Source organism: Spongiibacter marinus (assembly GCF_016906995.1).
Classification (GTDB): domain Bacteria; phylum Pseudomonadota; class Gammaproteobacteria; order Pseudomonadales; family Spongiibacteraceae; genus Spongiibacter; species Spongiibacter marinus.
Window position 1 is genome coordinate 118,880 of record NZ_JAFBBD010000003.1, and the last position, 18,552, is coordinate 137,431.

Below are 18,552 nucleotides of genomic sequence, written 5' to 3' on the forward strand. Positions count from 1 at the left end.
TTACTGCTGCCGCAGGGTATGCGCGGGCGCGAGCCGCGATGCTCGCCATGCGGGATACAAACTGGCAAAAACACTCATAAAATACGCCGCCGCACTTACAATCGCGACGTCGCTGGCACGAATATCAGTCGGCAGATAACTAATTGGGTAGACATCCGAGCGCAACAGCTGCGCTCCGGACACCTGCTCCAGGCCAGCCACAAGGTCACCGATCACCAAAGAAAAGAGCACGCCCAGTATGGCGCCGATGAGCGTGCCAATACCGCCAATGATCGCGCCGTACACCATAAAGGTTTTCAGAATGTCGCTCTGTGTGGCGCCCTGGCTGCGCAGAATGGCAATATCCGAGCGCTTGTCATTCACCACAAGCACCAGTGTTGAAACAATGTTGAATACCGCAACGGCCACTACGGCCAACATCATTATCACCACTAACTTTTTCGACATTTGTATCGCGTGATACATATTGCCAAATTGCTGACTCCAATCACGCAACCGGTAGTGTCGACCATGCACTGTTGACAACTCCCAGGCTACTTTCGGCGCCGCAAACACGTCGTGCAGGGCAACCCGCAATGACAACGACTGATTCGGCAATAATGACTGGGCCGTAGCCAGCGGCATCAACACCAGCTGTTGGTCAAGCTCCGTGCCACTGCTGAAAATCGCCGCAAGCGTAAAGCGATAAAACCGCACTCCCCCCTTCTCCGGCTGCGGAATTGCCAAGCTCAACGAGTCTCCCGCCGCCAGTCCAAGGCGCGTCGCAAGCCCCTTACCAAGCACGACGTTCTGTCCTTGAAATGCGCTGAAATCAGCGAACTGTGTCATCTGCGACACCGTCGCTTCCTGCGCAAGGTCGACCCCAAAGAACTGCACCGGCTCGGCCTGACTGGACTTCACTAACAGCGCGTTGCCCTGTACAAAGGGCGCCACAGCGCGAACCTCAGAATGTGCAAGAACACTGCTGCGAAATGACTGCCAATCGGCGTCGCCGCCATTCCAGGGCACCATACTTATGTGCGGCACAAGGGCGAGAATACGCTGACGCATCTCCCGGTCAAAACCGTTCATTACCGACAACACGGTAATCAGCATGGCAATGCCCAATATCAACCCCGCCATGGACAACCGCGATAGAAATGACATCAGCTGACTGCCATCACCGCCGGTGCTATAGCGCAAACCAATAAATCTGGAGATACCGGCCACTGCTATACCTTCTGGGTCAATTGGCCAGCCCGCAATTCCAGAATCCTGTCCATGCGCTGCGCCAGTTGTAGGTCGTGGGTAACAATTAAAAAACTCGTTGCAGACTCGCGGTTAAGTTCAGCCAGCAGCGCGTGCACAGACTCAGCGGTATCACCGTCCAAATTCCCGGTTGGTTCATCAAGCAACACACAAGCAGGGCGATTGACCAGCGCCCGGGCAATGGCCACGCGCTGCCGCTCGCCACCGGAAAGCTGAGCGGGACGATGGCTGAGCCGACTGCCCAAGCCAACGCGCTCCAGCAAGCTCGCGGCCTCTGCCATTGCCTCACGCCGCTTTCTACCGGCAACAAGCAGCGGCATTGCGGCGTTTTCGACCGCGCTGAATTCTGCCAGCAGGTGGTGAAATTGGTAGACAAAGCCCAGCTCGGCATTGCGCAGACGACTGCGGTCACGGTCATTAAGAGCGGCGATATCACGGTCGTTAATCAGCACCCGACCACTACTGGGCAAGTCTAAGCCTCCCAGCATATGCAACAAGGTGGTTTTACCAGCCCCTGAGGGCCCGACTATCGCCAGCATTTCCCCCTTCTTCACCACCAGCTCGATGTTATCGAGAATGGTGAGCTCGCCGTCGCCCTGACGATAACGCTTGCAGAGGGCTTGGCAGTGTAAAACCGGTTTCGCGGTGCTTAGTTGTTCCATATTTTTCATTTACTCGTAGCGCAATGCTTCTGCCGGCTGGACTTTGGCCGCCTGGCGCGCGGGATACAATGTGGCCAATACACTTAGTGCGAGACCAAAACCGCAAATCCACACAATATCCGTCACCCTCAGCAGCGACGGTATTCGGCTGATAAAGTACACCTGCGGATCAAACACATACAGACCTGTCACGGACTCTAACCACGCGACGACGTCACCAATATTCACTGCCAGCGGCACGCCAATCAGCAAGCCCAACAACACACCGCACAGCCCGGTTGCGACCCCGTAGACAATGAATACCCCGGTGATACTGCCAGGCGATGCACCCATGGTACGCAACACCGCAATGGCGCCGCGCCGAGAGGAAACGGCCATACTTAGAATGGAAATAATATTGAAGGCGGCGATGATGACGATAAACATCAACAGCAGCCGCACCATCAGCTTTTCCATCTTAACGGCTTGAAACAGGCTGCCCTGGCTGATACTCCAGTCCACCACTGTGCTGCCTTTAGGGAGCAAGGGCAGTAGATCGGCAGACCACTTTGCCGACTGGAGAAGGTCGCTAAACTGCAGGCGCAAGCCCTGCACATCAGTGCCCAGTTGATAGAGTTTTTGCGCGTCCTGAAGATGAATAAACGCGGTGCTGGCATCAAGCTGCGCGCCCGCTGAAAACATTCCAACAACGGTGAAAACCCGCTCCCGGGGAAATAAACCAAAGGGCGTGACGGTGACCTTCGGCAAAATCACCCGCAGCGTGTCGCCGGGCATCAAATCCAACTGCCGCGCAAGGATATCGCCGACTACCACTTCGTAGTGACCCGGCGTTTCGCTCAAGTAGCGGCCGGCGATCATTTTTTCGGCGACCGATGACACTGATCGCTCTAATTCGGGGTCGATGCCGTACATCGCAACGCCCTGTATTCTGCCTGCCGCCGACAGCATCGCCTTGCCACCGACATAGGGTGCCGAGGCCTTTAGCCCTGGCGCCGAGGCTATCGCTTGTCGCTGTGCAGGCCAATCATCCAGGCGCTGATTCGGCCCCTCCACATACGCATGGGGTAACACTGACAACACTCGTTTCTGTAGCTCGGCTTCAAAGCCATTCATGACGGCGGTCACGACGATCAGTGAGACAACACCGAGCATCATGCCCAGCAGTGAAAACCACGACATCAAGGATAGAAAACGGTCATCACCCGCACCCTTGCGAAAGTAGCGAAGACCAATAAAGAATGGGAGTGAAGCTGGCATAGTGTTGCTGGAGGCCGTGAACGGTTGGGCCTCTATACTAGCATTGTCGGGACAAGAAACCGCAGTTATTGCGCCGCTGTGTGCGGCGCACAGGAACCGCTAGTCGCGGCTAGCGTCATAAAATTGCTTGCTGTCAGCCTGCATCGCCGCTTTCTCGGACTCTTCTTTACACTTATTCGGGTCGTTCCCGCAGAGGTCACAGACATAATCCGGATCAGCCAACGCTGCACCCACGCCGCCACAAGAGCCCGCTATCGGCTTGCGTCCAAAGATAACGCCGACCGACATCGCCGCCACGATCAGCAACATCACCAGTACTGCTGCAAAAATAGTCGCCATCACTTACTCCTTCGGTAGATAGGGAGCAAAGGCCGAGCTGTAACGACTGACAAAGCCCTCTTCCCCTTTCTCAATAATATACACAGGTAAATCCTGAGCTTCAGCAAGCGCCAGCGCACGCTCCGTACCCATTACGGACAGCGCGGTCGCCATCGCGTCAGCAAAAGCGCACGATGGATCAAGCACCGTCACCGACGCCAGCGTGTGAGTGATGGGCCTGCCAGTGCGCGGGTCAATAGTATGAGAATAACGCACACCATCCTGCTCGAAATAGTTGCGGTAGTCACCGGAGGTCGCCACCGCAATATCGCCCAGCGCTATCGCCAACTGAGGGCCACCGCCGGCCGGATTCTCAACACCGATGCGCCAGGCATCGCCGCGCGGGCTCTTCCCAGCTACACGCATTTCGCCGCCGATTTCAACGAGGTAGTCTTTCACACCCAGCGACGTCAGCCAAATCGCGGCAGCGTCGACGCCATAGCCCTTGGCAATGGCTGAAAGATCCATGCTCAATGCCGCAGACTTCATCAGCTTTGGCTCAAGCATATCGAGCTGCAGGCGGGTATAACCCACCCTATCCATCACGTCGGCCAGGGCGTCGTCACTCGGACGGCCCTCGCGCTTCACCGGCCCGAACCCCCAAAGGTCCACCAGCGGCGCCACGGTAATATCGAATGCCCCGCCGCTAAGCCAGCTCACCTCCATTGCCATGGTCAGAATCGCATATAGCGGCTCGCTCAGCTGTTGCCACTCACCGATGGGCGCGCGGTTTAACTTATTTAGCTCAGAGTCTTCAATATAGGTCGACGCAATTTGGTTAAAGTGCGCGAGCTGATAGTCGAGCTGTTGCTTCAAGCGCTCTGCGCGCAAATCACCAGGGTTTCGCAGCGTGACGTGGTAGGTGGTGCCCATCGTCTCGCCACTGAACTGGATAATTTCCTCTGGCGCCGGACTACAGGCACTTAAAAACAGAAAAAGCAGCACTAAGGCTGCTTTTTCCACGGACAGAGATCGCTTAACCACCGAAGTCATCAAGAAGAATATTCTCCGGTTCTACGCCCAAATCTTCGAGCATTTTAATCACTGCCGCGTTCATCATCGGGGGTCCACACATGTAGAACTCACAATCTTCAGGAGCCTCGTGGTCCTTCAGATAGTTTTCGTACAACACGGTGTGAATGAAGCCCGTCAAACCTTCCCAATTGTCTTCAGGCTGCGGGTCAGACAACGCCAAGTGCCACTCAAAGTTGTCGTTTTCTTCCGCCAGCTTGTCGTACTCGTCCATGTAGAACGCCTCGCGCAATGAGCGAGCGCCGTACCAGAAAGAAATCTTACGCTTGGAGTTCAGGCGCTTGAGTTGGTCAAAGATGTGCGAACGCATCGGCGCCATACCCGCACCACCACCGATGAACACCATCTCTGCCTCAGTTTCCTTAGCAAAGAACTCACCGAAGGGACCGTACACCTTAACTTTGTCACCGGGTTTCAGGCTGAATACCCAGGAAGACATCTGGCCAGCTGGCAGCGAAAGATTATTCGGCGGCGGTGTTGCTGCACGAATATTGAACTTAACAATGCCCTTCTCTTCGGGATAGTTGGCCATTGAGTAAGCGCGCACAACGGTCTCGTCAACTTTTGACTCAACATTGAAGAAGCCAAAACGCTCCCAATCGCCGCGATACTCTTCGGGGATATCAAAGTCAGAGTACTTCACGTGGTGAGGCGGACACTCCAACTGCACGTAACCACCGGCGCGGAAGTCTACGTTCTCACCTTCGGGCAGCTTGAGCGTCAGCTCTTTGATGAAGGTAGCTACGTTGGGGTTAGACTCAACCGTACATTCCCACTGCTTAACGCCAAAGACATCTTCAGGCACTTCAATAACCATGTCCTGCTTGACGGGCGTCTGACAGGACAAACGCCAACCTTCGCGAGCTTCACGGGGGCTGAAGTGTGCCTCTTCAGTAGCAAGCATGGAGCCGCCACCATCTTTTACAATGCACTTACACTGCGCGCAGCTACCGCCGCCGCCACAGGCAGATGCCAAAAAGATGCCCTGATTCGAAAGCGTACCCAGGAGCTTATCGCCAGCGGGTACGCTGATTGTTTTTTCACCATTTATCTCGATGGTCACATTACCGCTGCTCACCAAGCGCGCGCGAGCAAACAGGATAACGGCTACCAGCGACAACACGATCGCGGTAAACATCGTTACACCGAGAACAACCACTGTATTCATTAAAACGCCTCCAGTTCTTCTTCTCGGTTACAGATCGATGCCGCCGAAGGACATAAAGCCCAACGACATCAAGCCGACAGTAATAAAGGTGATGCCAAGACCGCGAAGGCCTTCGGGAACATCGCTGTACTTGAGCTTTTCGCGGATCCCTGCCAAGGCAGTGATCGCCAGCGCCCAACCGGTTCCCGCGCCCGCGCCGTAAACTACCGACTCGGTGAAGTTGTAATCACGCTCTACCATGAACAGTGAACCACCCATGATCGCGCAGTTCACCGTGATCAGCGGCAAGAATACACCCAGCGCGCTGTAGAGAGCCGGAACGAACTTGTCCAGGAACATCTCCATGATTTGTACGATAGCGGCGATAACGCCGATGTAGCTCAACAAGCCCAGGAAGCTGAGATCCACATCCGGGAAGCCGGCCCACGCCAGCGCGCCGTCGCGCAACAAATAGGTATAAATCAGGTTGTTAACCGGCACGGTAAGTGTCAGTACAACAATTACCGCAATACCGAGACCGATGGCGGCCTGGATTTTTTTTGAAATTGCCAAGAAGGTACACATACCAAGAAAGAAGGCCAACGCCATATTCTCGATAAACACCGACCTGACAAACAGGCTGAGATAGTGTTCCATCAGAAGGCCTCCTTAACGCTGCGTGTATTCTTGGTGATTTTAAATTCTTCCTCTTCTACCTGCTCTTTATCTGCACTGCGCAGGATCCAGATGAAGAAACCGATCAAGAAGAACGCACTGGGAGGCAGCAGCAACAAGCCATTCGGCACATACCAGCCACCGTTATTGATTGTGGCGAGAATCTCGATACCAAACAGGCTTCCAGAACCAAGCAGCTCACGCACAAACGCCACACTGAACAGCACCACGCTATAGCCCAAGCCATTACCGATACCATCGATAAAGCTCGCCAGCGGTGGATTCTTCATTGCAAAGCCTTCAGCGCGACCCATAACGATACAGTTGGTGATGATCAAACCAACAAATACCGACAGCTGCTTACTGATGGCATAGGCGTAGGCCTTAAGTACCTGGTCAACCACGATAACCAGCGAGGCAATAATGACCATCTGTACGATGATACGGATAGCGCCAGGAATGTGGTTGCGAATCATCGATACGGCGAGGTTGGAAAACGCCGTAACGAAAATCACTGAAATACACATTACCAGGGTAACCTTCATGCTTGAGGTTACCGCCAGGGCACTACAAATACCGAGGATCTGCAGCGCTATTGGGTTGTTTTTAAATATGGGTGAGGTCAATGCCTCTTTCATCGTTGCCATTACTTAGGCCTCCCCTGACTGCAGGTTGCTCAAGAAAGGCTTGTAGCCATTCTCGCCCATCCAGAATTGCAGTAGATTGGTTACACCGCGACTGGTCAAAGTTGCTCCACTCAAACCGTCAACCTTGTGCTCTGCTTCTGCCGTATTGGCATCAACACTGCCCTTGATCAACTGAATTTTTGCATCACCTTCGTCGTAGACCTTTTTGCCCGGCCACAGCGCTTTCCAGTTCGGGTTATCAACTTCGCCGCCAAGCCCTGGTGTTTCACCGTGCTCGAAGAAACCCAAACCGGCAACGGTGTTGAGGTCATTTTCCAAGGCCAGAAAGCCGTGAAGCGTCGACCACAGCCCAGCGCCGCGCACGGGAAGAATGATCTTGTCCAGCTCGCCATTGCTCTCAACAAGATAGACCGTCGCGTAATTTTCGCGGCGCTTTATCTTGGCAATGTCGTCACCGCCCAGTTCCACAGAGGTTTGCGGATCTTTAGCGATGCTGCTTTGCTCGAAGCTTGCAACATCAAATTGGTCAGTAAACTTGCCTGTATTAAGGTCAACAATGCGCGTAGTCACACGCTCGAATTGCTCATCGATGCTTTTCTCTGGGTCAAGCATGCCCGCAGCAGCGAGGATATTTGCCTTGCGGTCTTCCGCTTTGTTGGCAACTTGCGCCGGTTTCAGCATGACCGCAGCCGAGGAAACAAACAATGCACAGACGATACAGAGTGTTACCGCGACCAGCAGTGTTTTTTGAATACTGTCGTTATTAGCCACGTGCCAACCTCCGTTTGATGTTTGCTTGAACCACGAAATGGTCAATCAGTGGTGCGAACAGGTTGGCGAATAGAATTGCCAACATCATACCTTCTGGGAAGGCCGGGTTAACGACGCGGATCAGGACAACCATGCAGCCGATCAGCAAACCAAAAATGAACTTGCCGGTATTGGTCATGGCTGAGGAAACTGGGTCGGTGGCCATAAAGATCATACCGAAGGCGAAACCACCCAAAACGAAGTGCCAGTACCAAGGCATAGCCATCATTGGGTTGTCACTGTCGATGCCGTTAAACAGTAACGACAGCGCCACCATGCCACTAAACACACCCAGCACAATGCGCCAGGAAGCGATGCCCGTCCAAAGCAGAACAGCGCCGCCGATAAGGATCGCGATAGTGGATACCTCACCCATGGAGCCGTGCATGTTACCGCTGAACGCATCGAACCATGTCAGTTTATCCTGCAGTGCCGCCATACCGTCACTGGCCACGACCGACAAAGCCGTCGCGCCGGTATAACCGTCTACCGCCGTCCACACTGCGTCACCAGAAAGCTGGGCAGGATAGGCGAAGAACAAAAAGGCACGACCGGTCAGCGCTGGGTTAAGGAAGTTTTTACCGGTACCACCAAATACTTCCTTACCAACAACCACACCAAAGCTAATACCCAGAGCTACTTGCCAAAGCGGAATTGACGGGGGGCAAATCAGTGCGAACAGAATAGAGGTAACGAAGAAACCTTCGTTCACCTCGTGACCGCGCTTCATGGCAAACAGTACTTCCCAGAAACCGCCGACCGCAAAGGTGACGGCATATACCGGAATAAAGTACCAGAAGCCATGCCAGAAGTTGTCCCACACGCTGGCCGGGTTATAACCGGCAAACATACCGATCAAAGCGTGGCGCCAGCCTTCACCAGCAGCGATGCCCATATCGGCCATGATGGTGTTGGCTTGGAAACCAATATTCCACATACCGTAGAACATGGCAGGGAACGCACAGAACCACACGGTGATCATGATGCGCTTAAGATCAACACCGTCGCGCACATGGGCCGTGGTTTTTGTTACCGAACCCGGCGAATAAAAAATAGTGTCAACCGCTTCATAAAGGGCATACCACTTTTCAAAGCGGCCACCTTTTTCAAAATGCGGTTCCAGATCGTCGAGAATAGTTCGCAGACCCATGATTAACCCTCCTTCTCAATACGGCTGAGATTGTCACGGAGAATCGGGCCGTATTCATATTTGCCAGGGCAAACGTAGGTACACAGCGCCAAATCTTCTTCGTCCAGTTCGAGGCAGCCCAAATCCTGCGCCATCTGTGTATCCCCTACGATGAGGGCACGCAACAGCTGGGTAGGCAAAATATCTAGTGGCATAACCCGCTCGTAAGCACCGACCGGCACCATAGCCCGCTCGCTACCATTGGTATTGGTGGTATATGGCAGACGCTTCTTCAGGAATTGGCTGAGGTAAATACGCAGGGTCGAGTGTTTGTTTGCACCGGGCGATAGCCAACCCATGAAATCGCGCTGCACACCTTCAAGAAGGACACTCACCTGATTGTGGTAGCGGCCGAGATACGCCATTGCGCCGCGCGCGGTTCTACCACCGAGTACGGAACCAGAAATCAATCGGTTTTCGCCTGCTTTCAATTGACCGGCACAAAGCTCTTCCAAGCTCGCACCCAGACGAGTTCTGAGCAGTCGAGGTTGTTCAACTTGCGGGCCGCCCAGTGCGACAACGCGATCCGCTTGCAACTTACCCGTGGTAAACAAGCGTCCGAAGGCGATCACATCCTGATAACCAACGTGCCACAACTGCTTGCTGAGGCTAGCGCCTTCCAGGAAGTGCATATGCGTGCCCGCCAAACCTGCCGGATGGGCACCGGCAAATTCACTGACCTGCAGCTGGCTATTGTTAACGCTCGGCGCTTGACTACCGGCGGCAACACAAAGATGAACTTTGCCAGTGGTGAGTTTGCTCAGCACTTCAAGGCCGTTAGCAAAGTCCTGCTCTGCTTCTGCAATCACCAACTGTGGGTCGCCAGACAGTGGATGAGTATCCATTGCCGTAACAAAAATGGCGGCTGGCGATGCATCTAAGGCCGGCACCTTACTGAATGGCCGCGTGCGAAGCGCTGTCCAAAGCCCGGACTGCTGCAAGTTTTCAGCAACCTGATCCCTGCTCAGCCCGCTTAGCTGCTCGGCAGAGTAGCTAGCGAAGGCTTCGTACTCGTCATCTTCCACATCGATAACAACCGACTGCAGCACTCGCTTTTCGCCGCGGTTTATGGCTGACACCACACCGGTAGCCGGCGCAGTGTAGCGTACACCTTCAGTTTTTTTGTCGGTAAAAAGAAGTTGGCCCGTTTTTACACGGTCCCCTACTTTCACCGCCATTGTTGGCTTCATACCAACATAGTCGAACCCGAGTACAGCCACCGAGCGGACTTTGGGTCCTGGCTCAATACGCTGCTCGGGTGCGCCGGATATGGGCAAATCCAGGCCCCTGGAGATTTTGATCATAAGGCTCTCTGACACTCTTATGGTTAAACGCGAAAATAAAAATTCTGCGATTCCGAGCAGATGCTGGCCCGGGAGGCGGGGTGAGCACGGTCACCCAGCTCAAAAAATTGCCGCAAGTATATAGACTCACGGCATAGTCTGTCACGACGAAACTGGCGATACCGGCCAGAACCGCTATGCAAAACGGCCAGCGTCGCTATGTGCGCTGCTGGCCGTATCGACACTTACTCGGCTGGATATACCGCGTAGGAAACCCCTGCCATTTGCTCCAAAATACGGTGCACCTGGCAGCTGTAACCAAACTCGTTGTCGTACCAGCAGTACAAGATAGCGCTCTTGCCGTTCACGATGGTGGCTTCGCTGTCAAAAATACAGGCATGGCGAGAGCCGACAAAGTCACTGGATACAACTTCGGGTGAGTTTGAGTAGTCGATCTGCTTACGCAGCGGCGAGTGCAACGCCACTTTGCGCATGTACTCGTTCAACTCGTCGGCAGTGGTTTCCGTTTTGAGGTTCAGCTTCAAAATAGCCAGCGACACATTCGGGGTCGGCACGCGAATCGCGTTACCGGTCAGCTTGCCGAGCATTTGCGGCAACACTTTACCAACGGCTTTCGCTGCGCCCGTTTCAGAGATAACCATGTTCAGCGGTGCACTGCGGCCGCGACGATCACCCTTGTGATAGTTGTCAATCAAGTTCTGGTCATTGGTGTACGAGTGAACCGTCTCAACGTGACCATTTTCAATACCAAAACGGTCATCCAGCACTTTAAGCGGTGGCGCGATGGCGTTGGTTGTACAGCTGGCGGCAGAAATAATGGTGTCGCTGTCGAGAATCTCTGCATTGTTTACGCCGGCAACGATATTCTTCATATCGCCTTTGCCTGGCGCCGTTAAGATCACTTTGGCGATACCGGGGCGCGCCAGGTGTGTCGCCAAACCTTCCGGGTCACGCCATTTACCGGTGTTATCGACCAGAATTGCATCGTTAATACCGTATTGGGTGTAATCCACCTCTTCAGGAGAGTTGGCGTAAATGACTTTGACTTCTACGCCATTGGCGACGAAGGATTGACGCTCTTCATCAACGCGGATGGTGCCATTAAAGGGACCGTGCACTGAATCGCGGCGCAGCAATGAGGCTCGCTTCACCAGATCGTTTTCAGCACCGCCCTGGCGAACAACGACTGCGCGCAGACGCAGGTTGTCACCGCCGCCCGCTTTCTCTACCAGGAGACGGGCCATCAGGCGACCGATACGACCAAAACCGTAGAGAACGACATCGCGAGGTGGGCGCGCAGGCTCTTTGACGCCACCGATCAGATCGGCAACCTGGCTGCGAACGAACTCGTCAACACTCTGCCCTGCTGGCTTGCCTTGCTCTTCGTAAGCAACAGCAATACGGCCGGCATCAATGTGCGCCGTGCCCAAATCCAAACCAGCAAGTGCTTGAATGACAGGGAAGGTTTCAAATTCAGACAACTCGTTTTGTTCAACCTGACGAACAAAGCGATGCGCCTGCATAATATCCAGCACCGAGAGGTTGACCAGATTCTTTCCGTAGATATAGGTTTTGACGTTATTGCTGCGGTAGAGCTTACCAATCAGAGGGATCATTCCCTCGGCTAATGCTTCGCGCTCTTTCCAGTCGGCGAAGTAATCATCAGGACGCTCTCGTCTTCTCTCAGTCACGGCAGATACCCTTTGCTGTCGGGGGGAAAATTCAGGAGCGCGTATTATCTTTATTCACGCCATCCAGATCAACCTCCACAACTGTCAACTGCTACCAATGTCGGTACTAATCCTGGCAAATTTGCCGTGATCGTCGGGGTTATGACTGCAAGCGCCGACGCGGTACAATGCCCGCCCCTGTCCACCGACGAATAAAAGCACAGTGATACAACTTCCCAATACGCTCTCTCTTAGCCACCGTCAAAGCCTCGATCTCGGTAGTGTTACCCCCGCCAGCCAGGCATTTGTCACCGCAAAACTCGCATCGCGTATTGAGCAGCCCCTGCTGCTGATCACCCCGGATACCGCAAGTGCTTACCGGCTTGAGCAAGAGCTGCATTTTTTCGCCGCTGGCTTGCCCGTCAAGCTGCTCCCAGACTGGGAAACCCTGCCCTACGACACTTTCTCCCCCCACGAGGATATTATTTCCGAGCGGCTGCGCTGCCTGACTGAAATTCGTCAGATGACGCGCGGCGTCGTTGTAGTGCCGATCACGTCGCTCATGCAGCGCATCGCCCCACCGGAATACCTGGGCAGTCACAGCCTGTCGCTGAAGCGTGGTCAAGCCGTCGACTTAAATGCCTTCCGGCTGGAATTAGAAAATGGCGGTTATAACAACGTCACTACCGTCTTTCAGCACGGCGAATACGCCCTGCGCGGCGCTGTGTTGGATATTTTCCCCATGGGCAGCGATCTGCCCTACCGCCTGGATTTTCTCGATGAAGATATCGACAGCCTGCGCAGCTTCGACCCAGAAACGCAGCGCAGCCTGGAACACGTTGAGGCGATCGACCTGCTTCCTGGGCGGGAATTCCCGCTGGATGACGACGGCATTGCCGGATTTCGCCGGCGCTGGCACGAGCGCTTCAATGTCGACCACCGCAAATGCCCGGTCTATCAAGATGTGAGTAGCGGTATTGCCCCGGCGGGGGTTGAGTACTACTTACCGCTATTTTTTGAACGCTGCGGCACCTTGTTCGACTATTTACCGAACAATGTCACGCTGCTGCGCTGCGATGGTATAGAGGCTGCAGCAGACCACTACTGGCAGGACATTCACCAACGCTACGAGCAACGCAACGGCGATACCCAGCGGCCCGTGTTAAGCCCCGCAGAGCTTTTCCTGCCGGTGCCAGACCTGTTTGCCAGTATTAAGCACTACCCCCGTCTGCGCCTGGGCCGAGACGGCGTCAGCAACCCTGAATACAATCTGGCCGCTGAATCCCTGCCCGTCCTCGACATCGACAGCCGCGCCGACGACCCCGTGGCAGCGCTGCGTGCATTCAGCGAAAACCGGCGGATATTACTGTGTGCAGAATCGGCGGGGCGGCGCGAGGCACTTGTAGAGTTGCTTCAGCGCCACCATCTGCGCCCTACCCTGATCGATAGCTGGCAGGCCTTCGAAAGCGCCGACTGCGATTTGGCGATCACTACCGCCGCCCTGCAGGAGAGCTTCGCATTCAGCGCGCCCTCGGCTTTCGCGGTGGTCGCCGAGCCGCAGTTGTTTGGCCGCCGGGTCTCACAGAGCCGGCGACGGCGGAAAAACACCAACAACAATGCCGAAGCGGTGGTCCGCAACCTTGCAGAACTGCGCATCGGCGCGCCCGTTGTCCACGCCGATCACGGCGTGGGCCGCTACCTCGGCCTACACAGCATTGATGTAGACGGGCAAAGCAACGAATTCCTGACACTGGAATACGCCGACAATGCCAAGCTGTACGTACCGGTGTCATCACTGCAACTGATAAGTCGCTACAGCGGTGCCGACGAGGAACTGGCTCCTTTACACAAACTTGGCAGCGACCAGTGGAGTCGCAGCAAACGCAAAGCCGCGGAAAAAATTCGCGATGTTGCTGCGGAGCTGCTCGATATTTATGCCCGGCGCGAAGCGCGACAGGGCCGCGCCTTTTCATTGAGCGGCGACTATCAGCAATTTGCGGATGACTTCCCCTTTGAAGAAACGCCAGACCAGCAGCTGGCGATCGACGCGGTACTGGGCGACTTGCGCTCCGAGCAACCGATGGACCGCCTGGTATGCGGCGATGTGGGCTTTGGCAAAACCGAGGTCGCTGTTCGCGCCGCGTTTGTTGCCGTGGAAAACAACACTCAGGTCGCGATCCTAGTGCCCACCACCTTGCTTGCCCAGCAGCACTATGAGTCATTCCGCGACCGCTTTGCAGACTGGCCGGTCAAAATTGAAGTGCTGTCGCGCTTTCGCTCAGCAGCCGAGCAAAAGCAAGTAATTAGCGACCTGCAAGCCGGCAAGATCGATATCCTTATCGGCACCCACAAGCTTCTCAGCAGTGATATTCGCTATGCCAACCTCGGCTTGGTCATCATTGATGAAGAACACCGCTTCGGCGTTCGCCAAAAAGAGGCCCTTAAAAATTTGCGCGCCGAAGTCGACGTACTGACACTGACCGCGACACCGATCCCTCGCACCTTGAATTTGTCGATGTCGGGGATTCGCGATTTATCCATCATTGCCACCCCCCCAGCGCGGCGTTTATCGGTAAAAACCTTTGTCCGCGAGCGTGACGACGCGCTGATTAAAGAGGCGATACTGCGAGAGATTCTGCGTGGCGGCCAGGTTTACTACCTGCACAATGAGGTCAAAACCATTGAAAAAGCCGCGCGCGAGCTCGAGGCGATGCTGCCGGAAATACGCGTCGGTATTGGTCACGGACAAATGCGCGAGCGCGAGCTTGAGCAAGTAATGAGCGACTTCTACCACAAGCGCCACAATGTACTGCTGTGCTCGACCATTATTGAAACAGGCATCGATGTCCCCAACGCCAACACCATTATCATTGAGCGCGCCGACAAATTCGGGCTGGCGCAACTCCACCAACTGCGAGGCCGCGTCGGACGCTCTCACCACCAGGCCTATGCCTATTTGCTAACGCCTCCGGCCAAGCAGCTCAGCCGCGACGCCGAGAAGCGCCTGACCGCCATTAGCGAGGCCGACGACCTCGGCGCTGGCTTCACCCTTGCAACGCACGACATGGAGATACGCGGCGCCGGCGAGTTGCTCGGCGAAGGCCAGAGCGGCCAAATACACTCCATCGGCTTTAGCCTTTACATGGAAATGCTCGACCGCGCCGTAAAAGCCATTCAAGCCGGGAAAACAGTGAACCTGGAAGACAGCCAAGCTGACCACACCGAGGTTAACCTGCGTATTCCTGCGCTGATCCCGGACGATTACTTGCCCGATGTGCAAGAACGCTTAATGCTCTACAAGCGCATTGCAAGTGCTACTAGCGACAACGCGCTGCGCGAGCTACAGGTGGAAATGATCGACCGCTTTGGCCTGCTCCCCGAGGCTTGTAAAAATCTGTTCCGCTGTGCCCAGCTCCGCCTCAAAGCAGAAGCACTGGGTATACGCAAAATCGAGGCATCAGCGGGAGGGGGTCGCCTGGAATTTGCGGAAGACACGCAGGTTGACCCAATGGCCATTGTTCAATTGGTGCAGAAAAATGCCCTGCGCTACCAGCTTGATGGCGCTAACGCTATGCGCTTCAAAGAAGAGGTAGAAAGCGCCGAGCAGCGTATTAGTGCCGTTGACGACTTGCTAGCAGCACTGACACCCAGTACAAAGTAAACGTCGATGACGGCGCTTAACAACAAGAGACCAAGATATGCCCCGCTTCCAACTCGCCACATTCTTTTTACTTGCTGTCGCATTTGCCGCGCCGCTGCACGCTGAGCCCGACAACCGTTACCAAATTGATATTGTCGTCTATGCCAATACCGATCCCGCGGCGAACAATGCCGAGGCATGGCCAGACAATTTGCACCTGCGTTACCCGCGAGATTGGCGAAGCTTGAAAAACACCGGCCGCGGCCACTTGCAACGCACCGATCAGCACCACCCACAATTTGCCAAAGCCCTACGCTCTCTGCAGCTGTCGTCGCGCTACCGCATTCTTACTCAGCAAAGTTGGATTCAAGACCTGCAACCACGCGGCAAAGCACCGGCAATCCTCATTCGCGGCGGACGGGAAGTCGGCGAGCACTATGAGCTTGAGGGCTATATTCGCATCGCCTTGGAGCGCTACTTATATGCGCAACCCATGCTTTGGCTTTCTCAGTTCGGCGAACGCGGCGGCAATTACTATCTGCCCCGCCACCCCTACCGACCAGCACCGGAAAACGAGGACGGTTTTATCGATGAGGCGTTTGAAAATAGCCCAGAGTACGCCGAATTTTTAAAACAGAATCCCCAGCTGGCAGATTCTGAGCCTACTATCCCCGCAGGGGCGGAGCCGGTAGAGCGCATCGTGGTCATGAAGCAGGAACGCCGCATGCGCAGCGAAGAGCTGCACTACATCGACCACCCCCTGTTTGGCTTACTGGTTATGATCAGCAAGCCTCAGGAATTACCCGTGGCTGGCGATAGCGTGGGAGAGTAACGACTTTACCTGCAACATTCCGGTATCGATAACGGCCTGAATATCTTCCATCGTAATGAGTGTGTCGCTCAGGCCGGCACCTGGATTCACCACCAAGCACACTGAGGCGTAATCCAAACCAGCCTCCCGAGCAAGCGCTGCTTCAGGCATCGCGGTCATACCCACCATATCGTTGCCATCGCGCGCCAAGCGGCGTATCTCTGCTGCCGTCTCCAAACGCGGTCCCTGGGTTACCGCGTAGGTGCCGTAGGGCTCAATATCAATATCCGCGTCCTGGGCAGCGGCGCATAATCGTAGCCGCAGCTCTTCACAGTAGGGGTAACTGAAGTCCACATGCTCAACCCTGCCATCACGGCCATCGTAAAAGGTATGTTCACGTCCCCAGGTGTAGTCATTGATTTGCTCAGGCAATGCAATAACACCGGCAACAAAGCGCTCGCTGATTCCCCCTACCGCATTCACTGCGATCACTTCCCCTGCGCCAACAGCCTTCAAGGCGTGAATGTTCGCGCGGTAGTTAATCGCATGGGGCGGCAGCGAATGCCCCACACCGTGCCGCGGCAGAAACAGAAACTCCGCCCCCTGATACTCCATATGCTGAACAGGTGCACTGGGCTCACCGTAGGGCGTTGACACGGTTTCACTGCTCAACATGTGAGCGCCCGGCCAATCACACAGCCCGGTACCGCCAATTACTGCAATGGGTCTACGCATTTTCTTCGTCTCCAACCGCTCCGCTTTGGCGAGCAGCATTTTCGATCTGTAAGGGGGCCATTTTCACCGTGGTGGTGGGGAACGCCACATCAGCGCCATGCTCATGGACAATATCTAAAACCTTTAACAAAACATCTTGCTTAATTTCATGGTACGTCACCCACTGGGTTGTCTTAGTGAAGGTGTAGATAAAGAAATCCAAGGACGACGCGTTGAACTTATTGAAGTTCACAATCAGCGTTTTTCTGAGATCAATCTCGGGGTGCGCTTCCAGCATGGTTTTTACGTCGCTGATAATGCCGGGTAACTTGCTCGCATCTTCATACCTTACGCCCACCGTTTCATAGATACGCCGGTTCAGCATGCGCGATGGGTTCTCGACGGCGATCTGCGTAAACGTGGCATTGGGCACATACAGTGGGCGCTGGTCAAAGGTGCGAATTCGGGTCTGCCGCCAACCAATATTCTCTACCGTGCCCTCTATCTCTTTATCTGGGGAGCGCACCCAGTCGCCCACAGAGAATGGACGGTCTAAATACACCATCAGGCCACCAAAAAAATTCGCCAACAAATCCTTAGCGGCAAAGCCCACCGCTATCCCGCCAATGCCGCCAAAGGCCAGCACACCAGAAATGCTGTAGCCAAGGTTCTGAAGGATCATCAACACCACAACAATGATGACCGCGCTTCGCACCAGTTTGCCCAGCGCCATCACCGTTGTTTGGTCGATCGGCTCGTCGCTATCGCTGTATTCTCTGGAGAGCAGGCCCGCTTCGATCTCGTGAACCAGCTTCACTAGAAACCAGCCCAAAATCGCCATCACCGCAACGGCTCTGAACGGTTGCAGGGCGGTAAAGATGTCGGCGTCAGTGCTACCGGCGATAATCTCCAATACGTGACTGGCGCCGACCACCCATATCAACAATACCAGCGGACGACGCGCAGCGAGCAAAACGGCGTCGTCCCACAGGTTATGCGTGCGTTTAAAACGCTCACCCAGGACATTCAGCAAGCGGCCTGCCAATAAGTTCGCCGTCAGAACAATAAGAACAACGATGAACACTTCCGTGAGCCAAGGGTAGTTAGAAAACTCTATACCTTTAATCCAATCCATCGACATCAAACGCTGTCCTCTACTTATACAGATTGCTTGTTAGCCCCGGGCCACTTATTCATTAGCGTGCTAAAAAACGGGGTGAAAAAAAGAAAATCAGTTTAACTTAGCCGGGCATCTTACTGAAAGTGCGAAGATTTAAACTTGAAGCCCATAACAACGACACAAAGCCACACCCGGGCTCTCGGATAAATCCCTACTGGACAGCCCGAAGGGACATGATAGCTTGGAGA

At 54.7% G+C, this 18,552-nt stretch carries 16 protein-coding genes; 2 read left to right on the forward strand and 14 right to left on the reverse strand.

The genetic code is table 11. The features are described from left to right. The 12 genes from HNR64_RS05095 to HNR64_RS05150 all read right to left on the reverse strand — a co-directional run bounded on the left by HNR64_RS05095 (nt 1) and on the right by HNR64_RS05150 (nt 12,040). The gene (locus tag HNR64_RS05095) at nt 1–1,209 is read right to left on the reverse strand and encodes a lipoprotein-releasing ABC transporter permease subunit (protein ID WP_204995486.1); all 1,209 of its coding nucleotides are present in this window, start codon (nt 1,207–1,209) and stop codon (nt 1–3) included. A 2-nt stretch (nt 1,210–1,211) separates the two neighbouring features. After that, a complete protein-coding gene (gene lolD / locus HNR64_RS05100; protein ID WP_204995487.1) occupies nt 1,212–1,910 on the reverse strand; it encodes a lipoprotein-releasing ABC transporter ATP-binding protein LolD in 699 nt (232 codons plus the stop codon). A 9-nt stretch (nt 1,911–1,919) separates the two neighbouring features. Next, the gene (locus HNR64_RS05105; protein WP_204995488.1) at nt 1,920–3,167 is read right to left on the reverse strand and encodes a lipoprotein-releasing ABC transporter permease subunit; all 1,248 of its coding nucleotides are present in this window, start codon (nt 3,165–3,167) and stop codon (nt 1,920–1,922) included. 99 nt (nt 3,168–3,266) lie between these two features. Next, on the reverse strand, nt 3,267–3,506 hold the full coding sequence (nqrM, locus tag HNR64_RS05110; RefSeq protein WP_027872589.1) for a (Na+)-NQR maturation NqrM: 240 nt from the start codon (nt 3,504–3,506) through the stop codon (nt 3,267–3,269). A 3-nt stretch (nt 3,507–3,509) separates the two neighbouring features. Continuing rightward, on the reverse strand, nt 3,510–4,508 hold the full coding sequence (locus HNR64_RS05115; RefSeq protein WP_338061809.1) for an FAD:protein FMN transferase: 999 nt from the start codon (nt 4,506–4,508) through the stop codon (nt 3,510–3,512). A gap of 13 nt (nt 4,509–4,521) precedes the next feature. Further along, the gene (nqrF, locus tag HNR64_RS05120; protein WP_027872591.1) at nt 4,522–5,745 is read right to left on the reverse strand and encodes an NADH:ubiquinone reductase (Na(+)-transporting) subunit F; all 1,224 of its coding nucleotides are present in this window, start codon (nt 5,743–5,745) and stop codon (nt 4,522–4,524) included. A 27-nt stretch (nt 5,746–5,772) separates the two neighbouring features. Further along, nucleotides 5,773–6,381 carry an NADH:ubiquinone reductase (Na(+)-transporting) subunit E gene (gene nqrE, locus HNR64_RS05125; RefSeq protein WP_027872592.1) on the reverse strand — a complete coding sequence of 203 codons (609 nt, stop codon included), beginning with the start codon at nt 6,379–6,381 and terminating at the stop codon, nt 5,773–5,775. Continuing rightward, nucleotides 6,381–7,046, reverse strand: a complete 666-nt coding sequence (locus tag HNR64_RS05130; RefSeq protein WP_027872593.1) for an NADH:ubiquinone reductase (Na(+)-transporting) subunit D — start codon at nt 7,044–7,046, stop codon at nt 6,381–6,383. Before HNR64_RS05130 ends, nqrE begins: the two co-directional genes overlap by 1 nt. Before the next feature lie 3 nt (nt 7,047–7,049). Then, nucleotides 7,050–7,817: a Na(+)-translocating NADH-quinone reductase subunit C gene (locus tag HNR64_RS05135; protein WP_027872594.1), complete on the reverse strand. Its 768-nt coding sequence runs from the start codon at nt 7,815–7,817 to the stop codon at nt 7,050–7,052. After that, complete coding sequence (locus HNR64_RS05140) at nt 7,810–9,006, reverse strand: NADH:ubiquinone reductase (Na(+)-transporting) subunit B (protein WP_027872595.1); 1,197 nt, start codon at nt 9,004–9,006, stop codon at nt 7,810–7,812. The genes HNR64_RS05135 and HNR64_RS05140 overlap by 8 nt, the downstream gene beginning before the upstream one ends. A 2-nt stretch (nt 9,007–9,008) precedes the next feature. Then, entirely contained in the window at nt 9,009–10,349 is a 1,341-nt protein-coding gene (locus tag HNR64_RS05145; RefSeq protein ID WP_027872596.1) for a Na(+)-translocating NADH-quinone reductase subunit A, read from the reverse strand. A 224-nt stretch (nt 10,350–10,573) separates the two neighbouring features. Further along, entirely contained in the window at nt 10,574–12,040 is a 1,467-nt protein-coding gene (locus HNR64_RS05150; RefSeq protein WP_027872597.1) for a glyceraldehyde-3-phosphate dehydrogenase, read from the reverse strand. 202 nt (nt 12,041–12,242) lie between these two features. Between HNR64_RS05150 and mfd the strand changes: the two genes are divergently transcribed. Beyond that, nucleotides 12,243–15,680: a transcription-repair coupling factor gene (mfd, locus tag HNR64_RS05155; protein ID WP_204995489.1), complete on the forward strand. Its 3,438-nt coding sequence runs from the start codon at nt 12,243–12,245 to the stop codon at nt 15,678–15,680. A gap of 37 nt (nt 15,681–15,717) precedes the next feature. Beyond that, nucleotides 15,718–16,491 carry a CsiV family protein gene (locus HNR64_RS05160; protein ID WP_204995490.1) on the forward strand — a complete coding sequence of 258 codons (774 nt, stop codon included), beginning with the start codon at nt 15,718–15,720 and terminating at the stop codon, nt 16,489–16,491. Here the strand turns inward: HNR64_RS05160 and HNR64_RS05165 are convergent. Both HNR64_RS05165 and HNR64_RS05170 read right to left on the reverse strand, forming a co-directional pair. Continuing rightward, on the reverse strand, nt 16,459–17,205 hold the full coding sequence (locus HNR64_RS05165) for an S-methyl-5'-thioinosine phosphorylase (protein WP_027872600.1): 747 nt from the start codon (nt 17,203–17,205) through the stop codon (nt 16,459–16,461). The two genes, HNR64_RS05160 and HNR64_RS05165, sit on opposite strands and share 33 nt — an antisense overlap. After that, entirely contained in the window at nt 17,198–18,325 is a 1,128-nt protein-coding gene (locus tag HNR64_RS05170) for a mechanosensitive ion channel family protein (protein WP_204995491.1), read from the reverse strand. Before HNR64_RS05170 ends, HNR64_RS05165 begins: the two co-directional genes overlap by 8 nt. Nucleotides 18,326–18,552 lie beyond the last annotated feature (227 nt).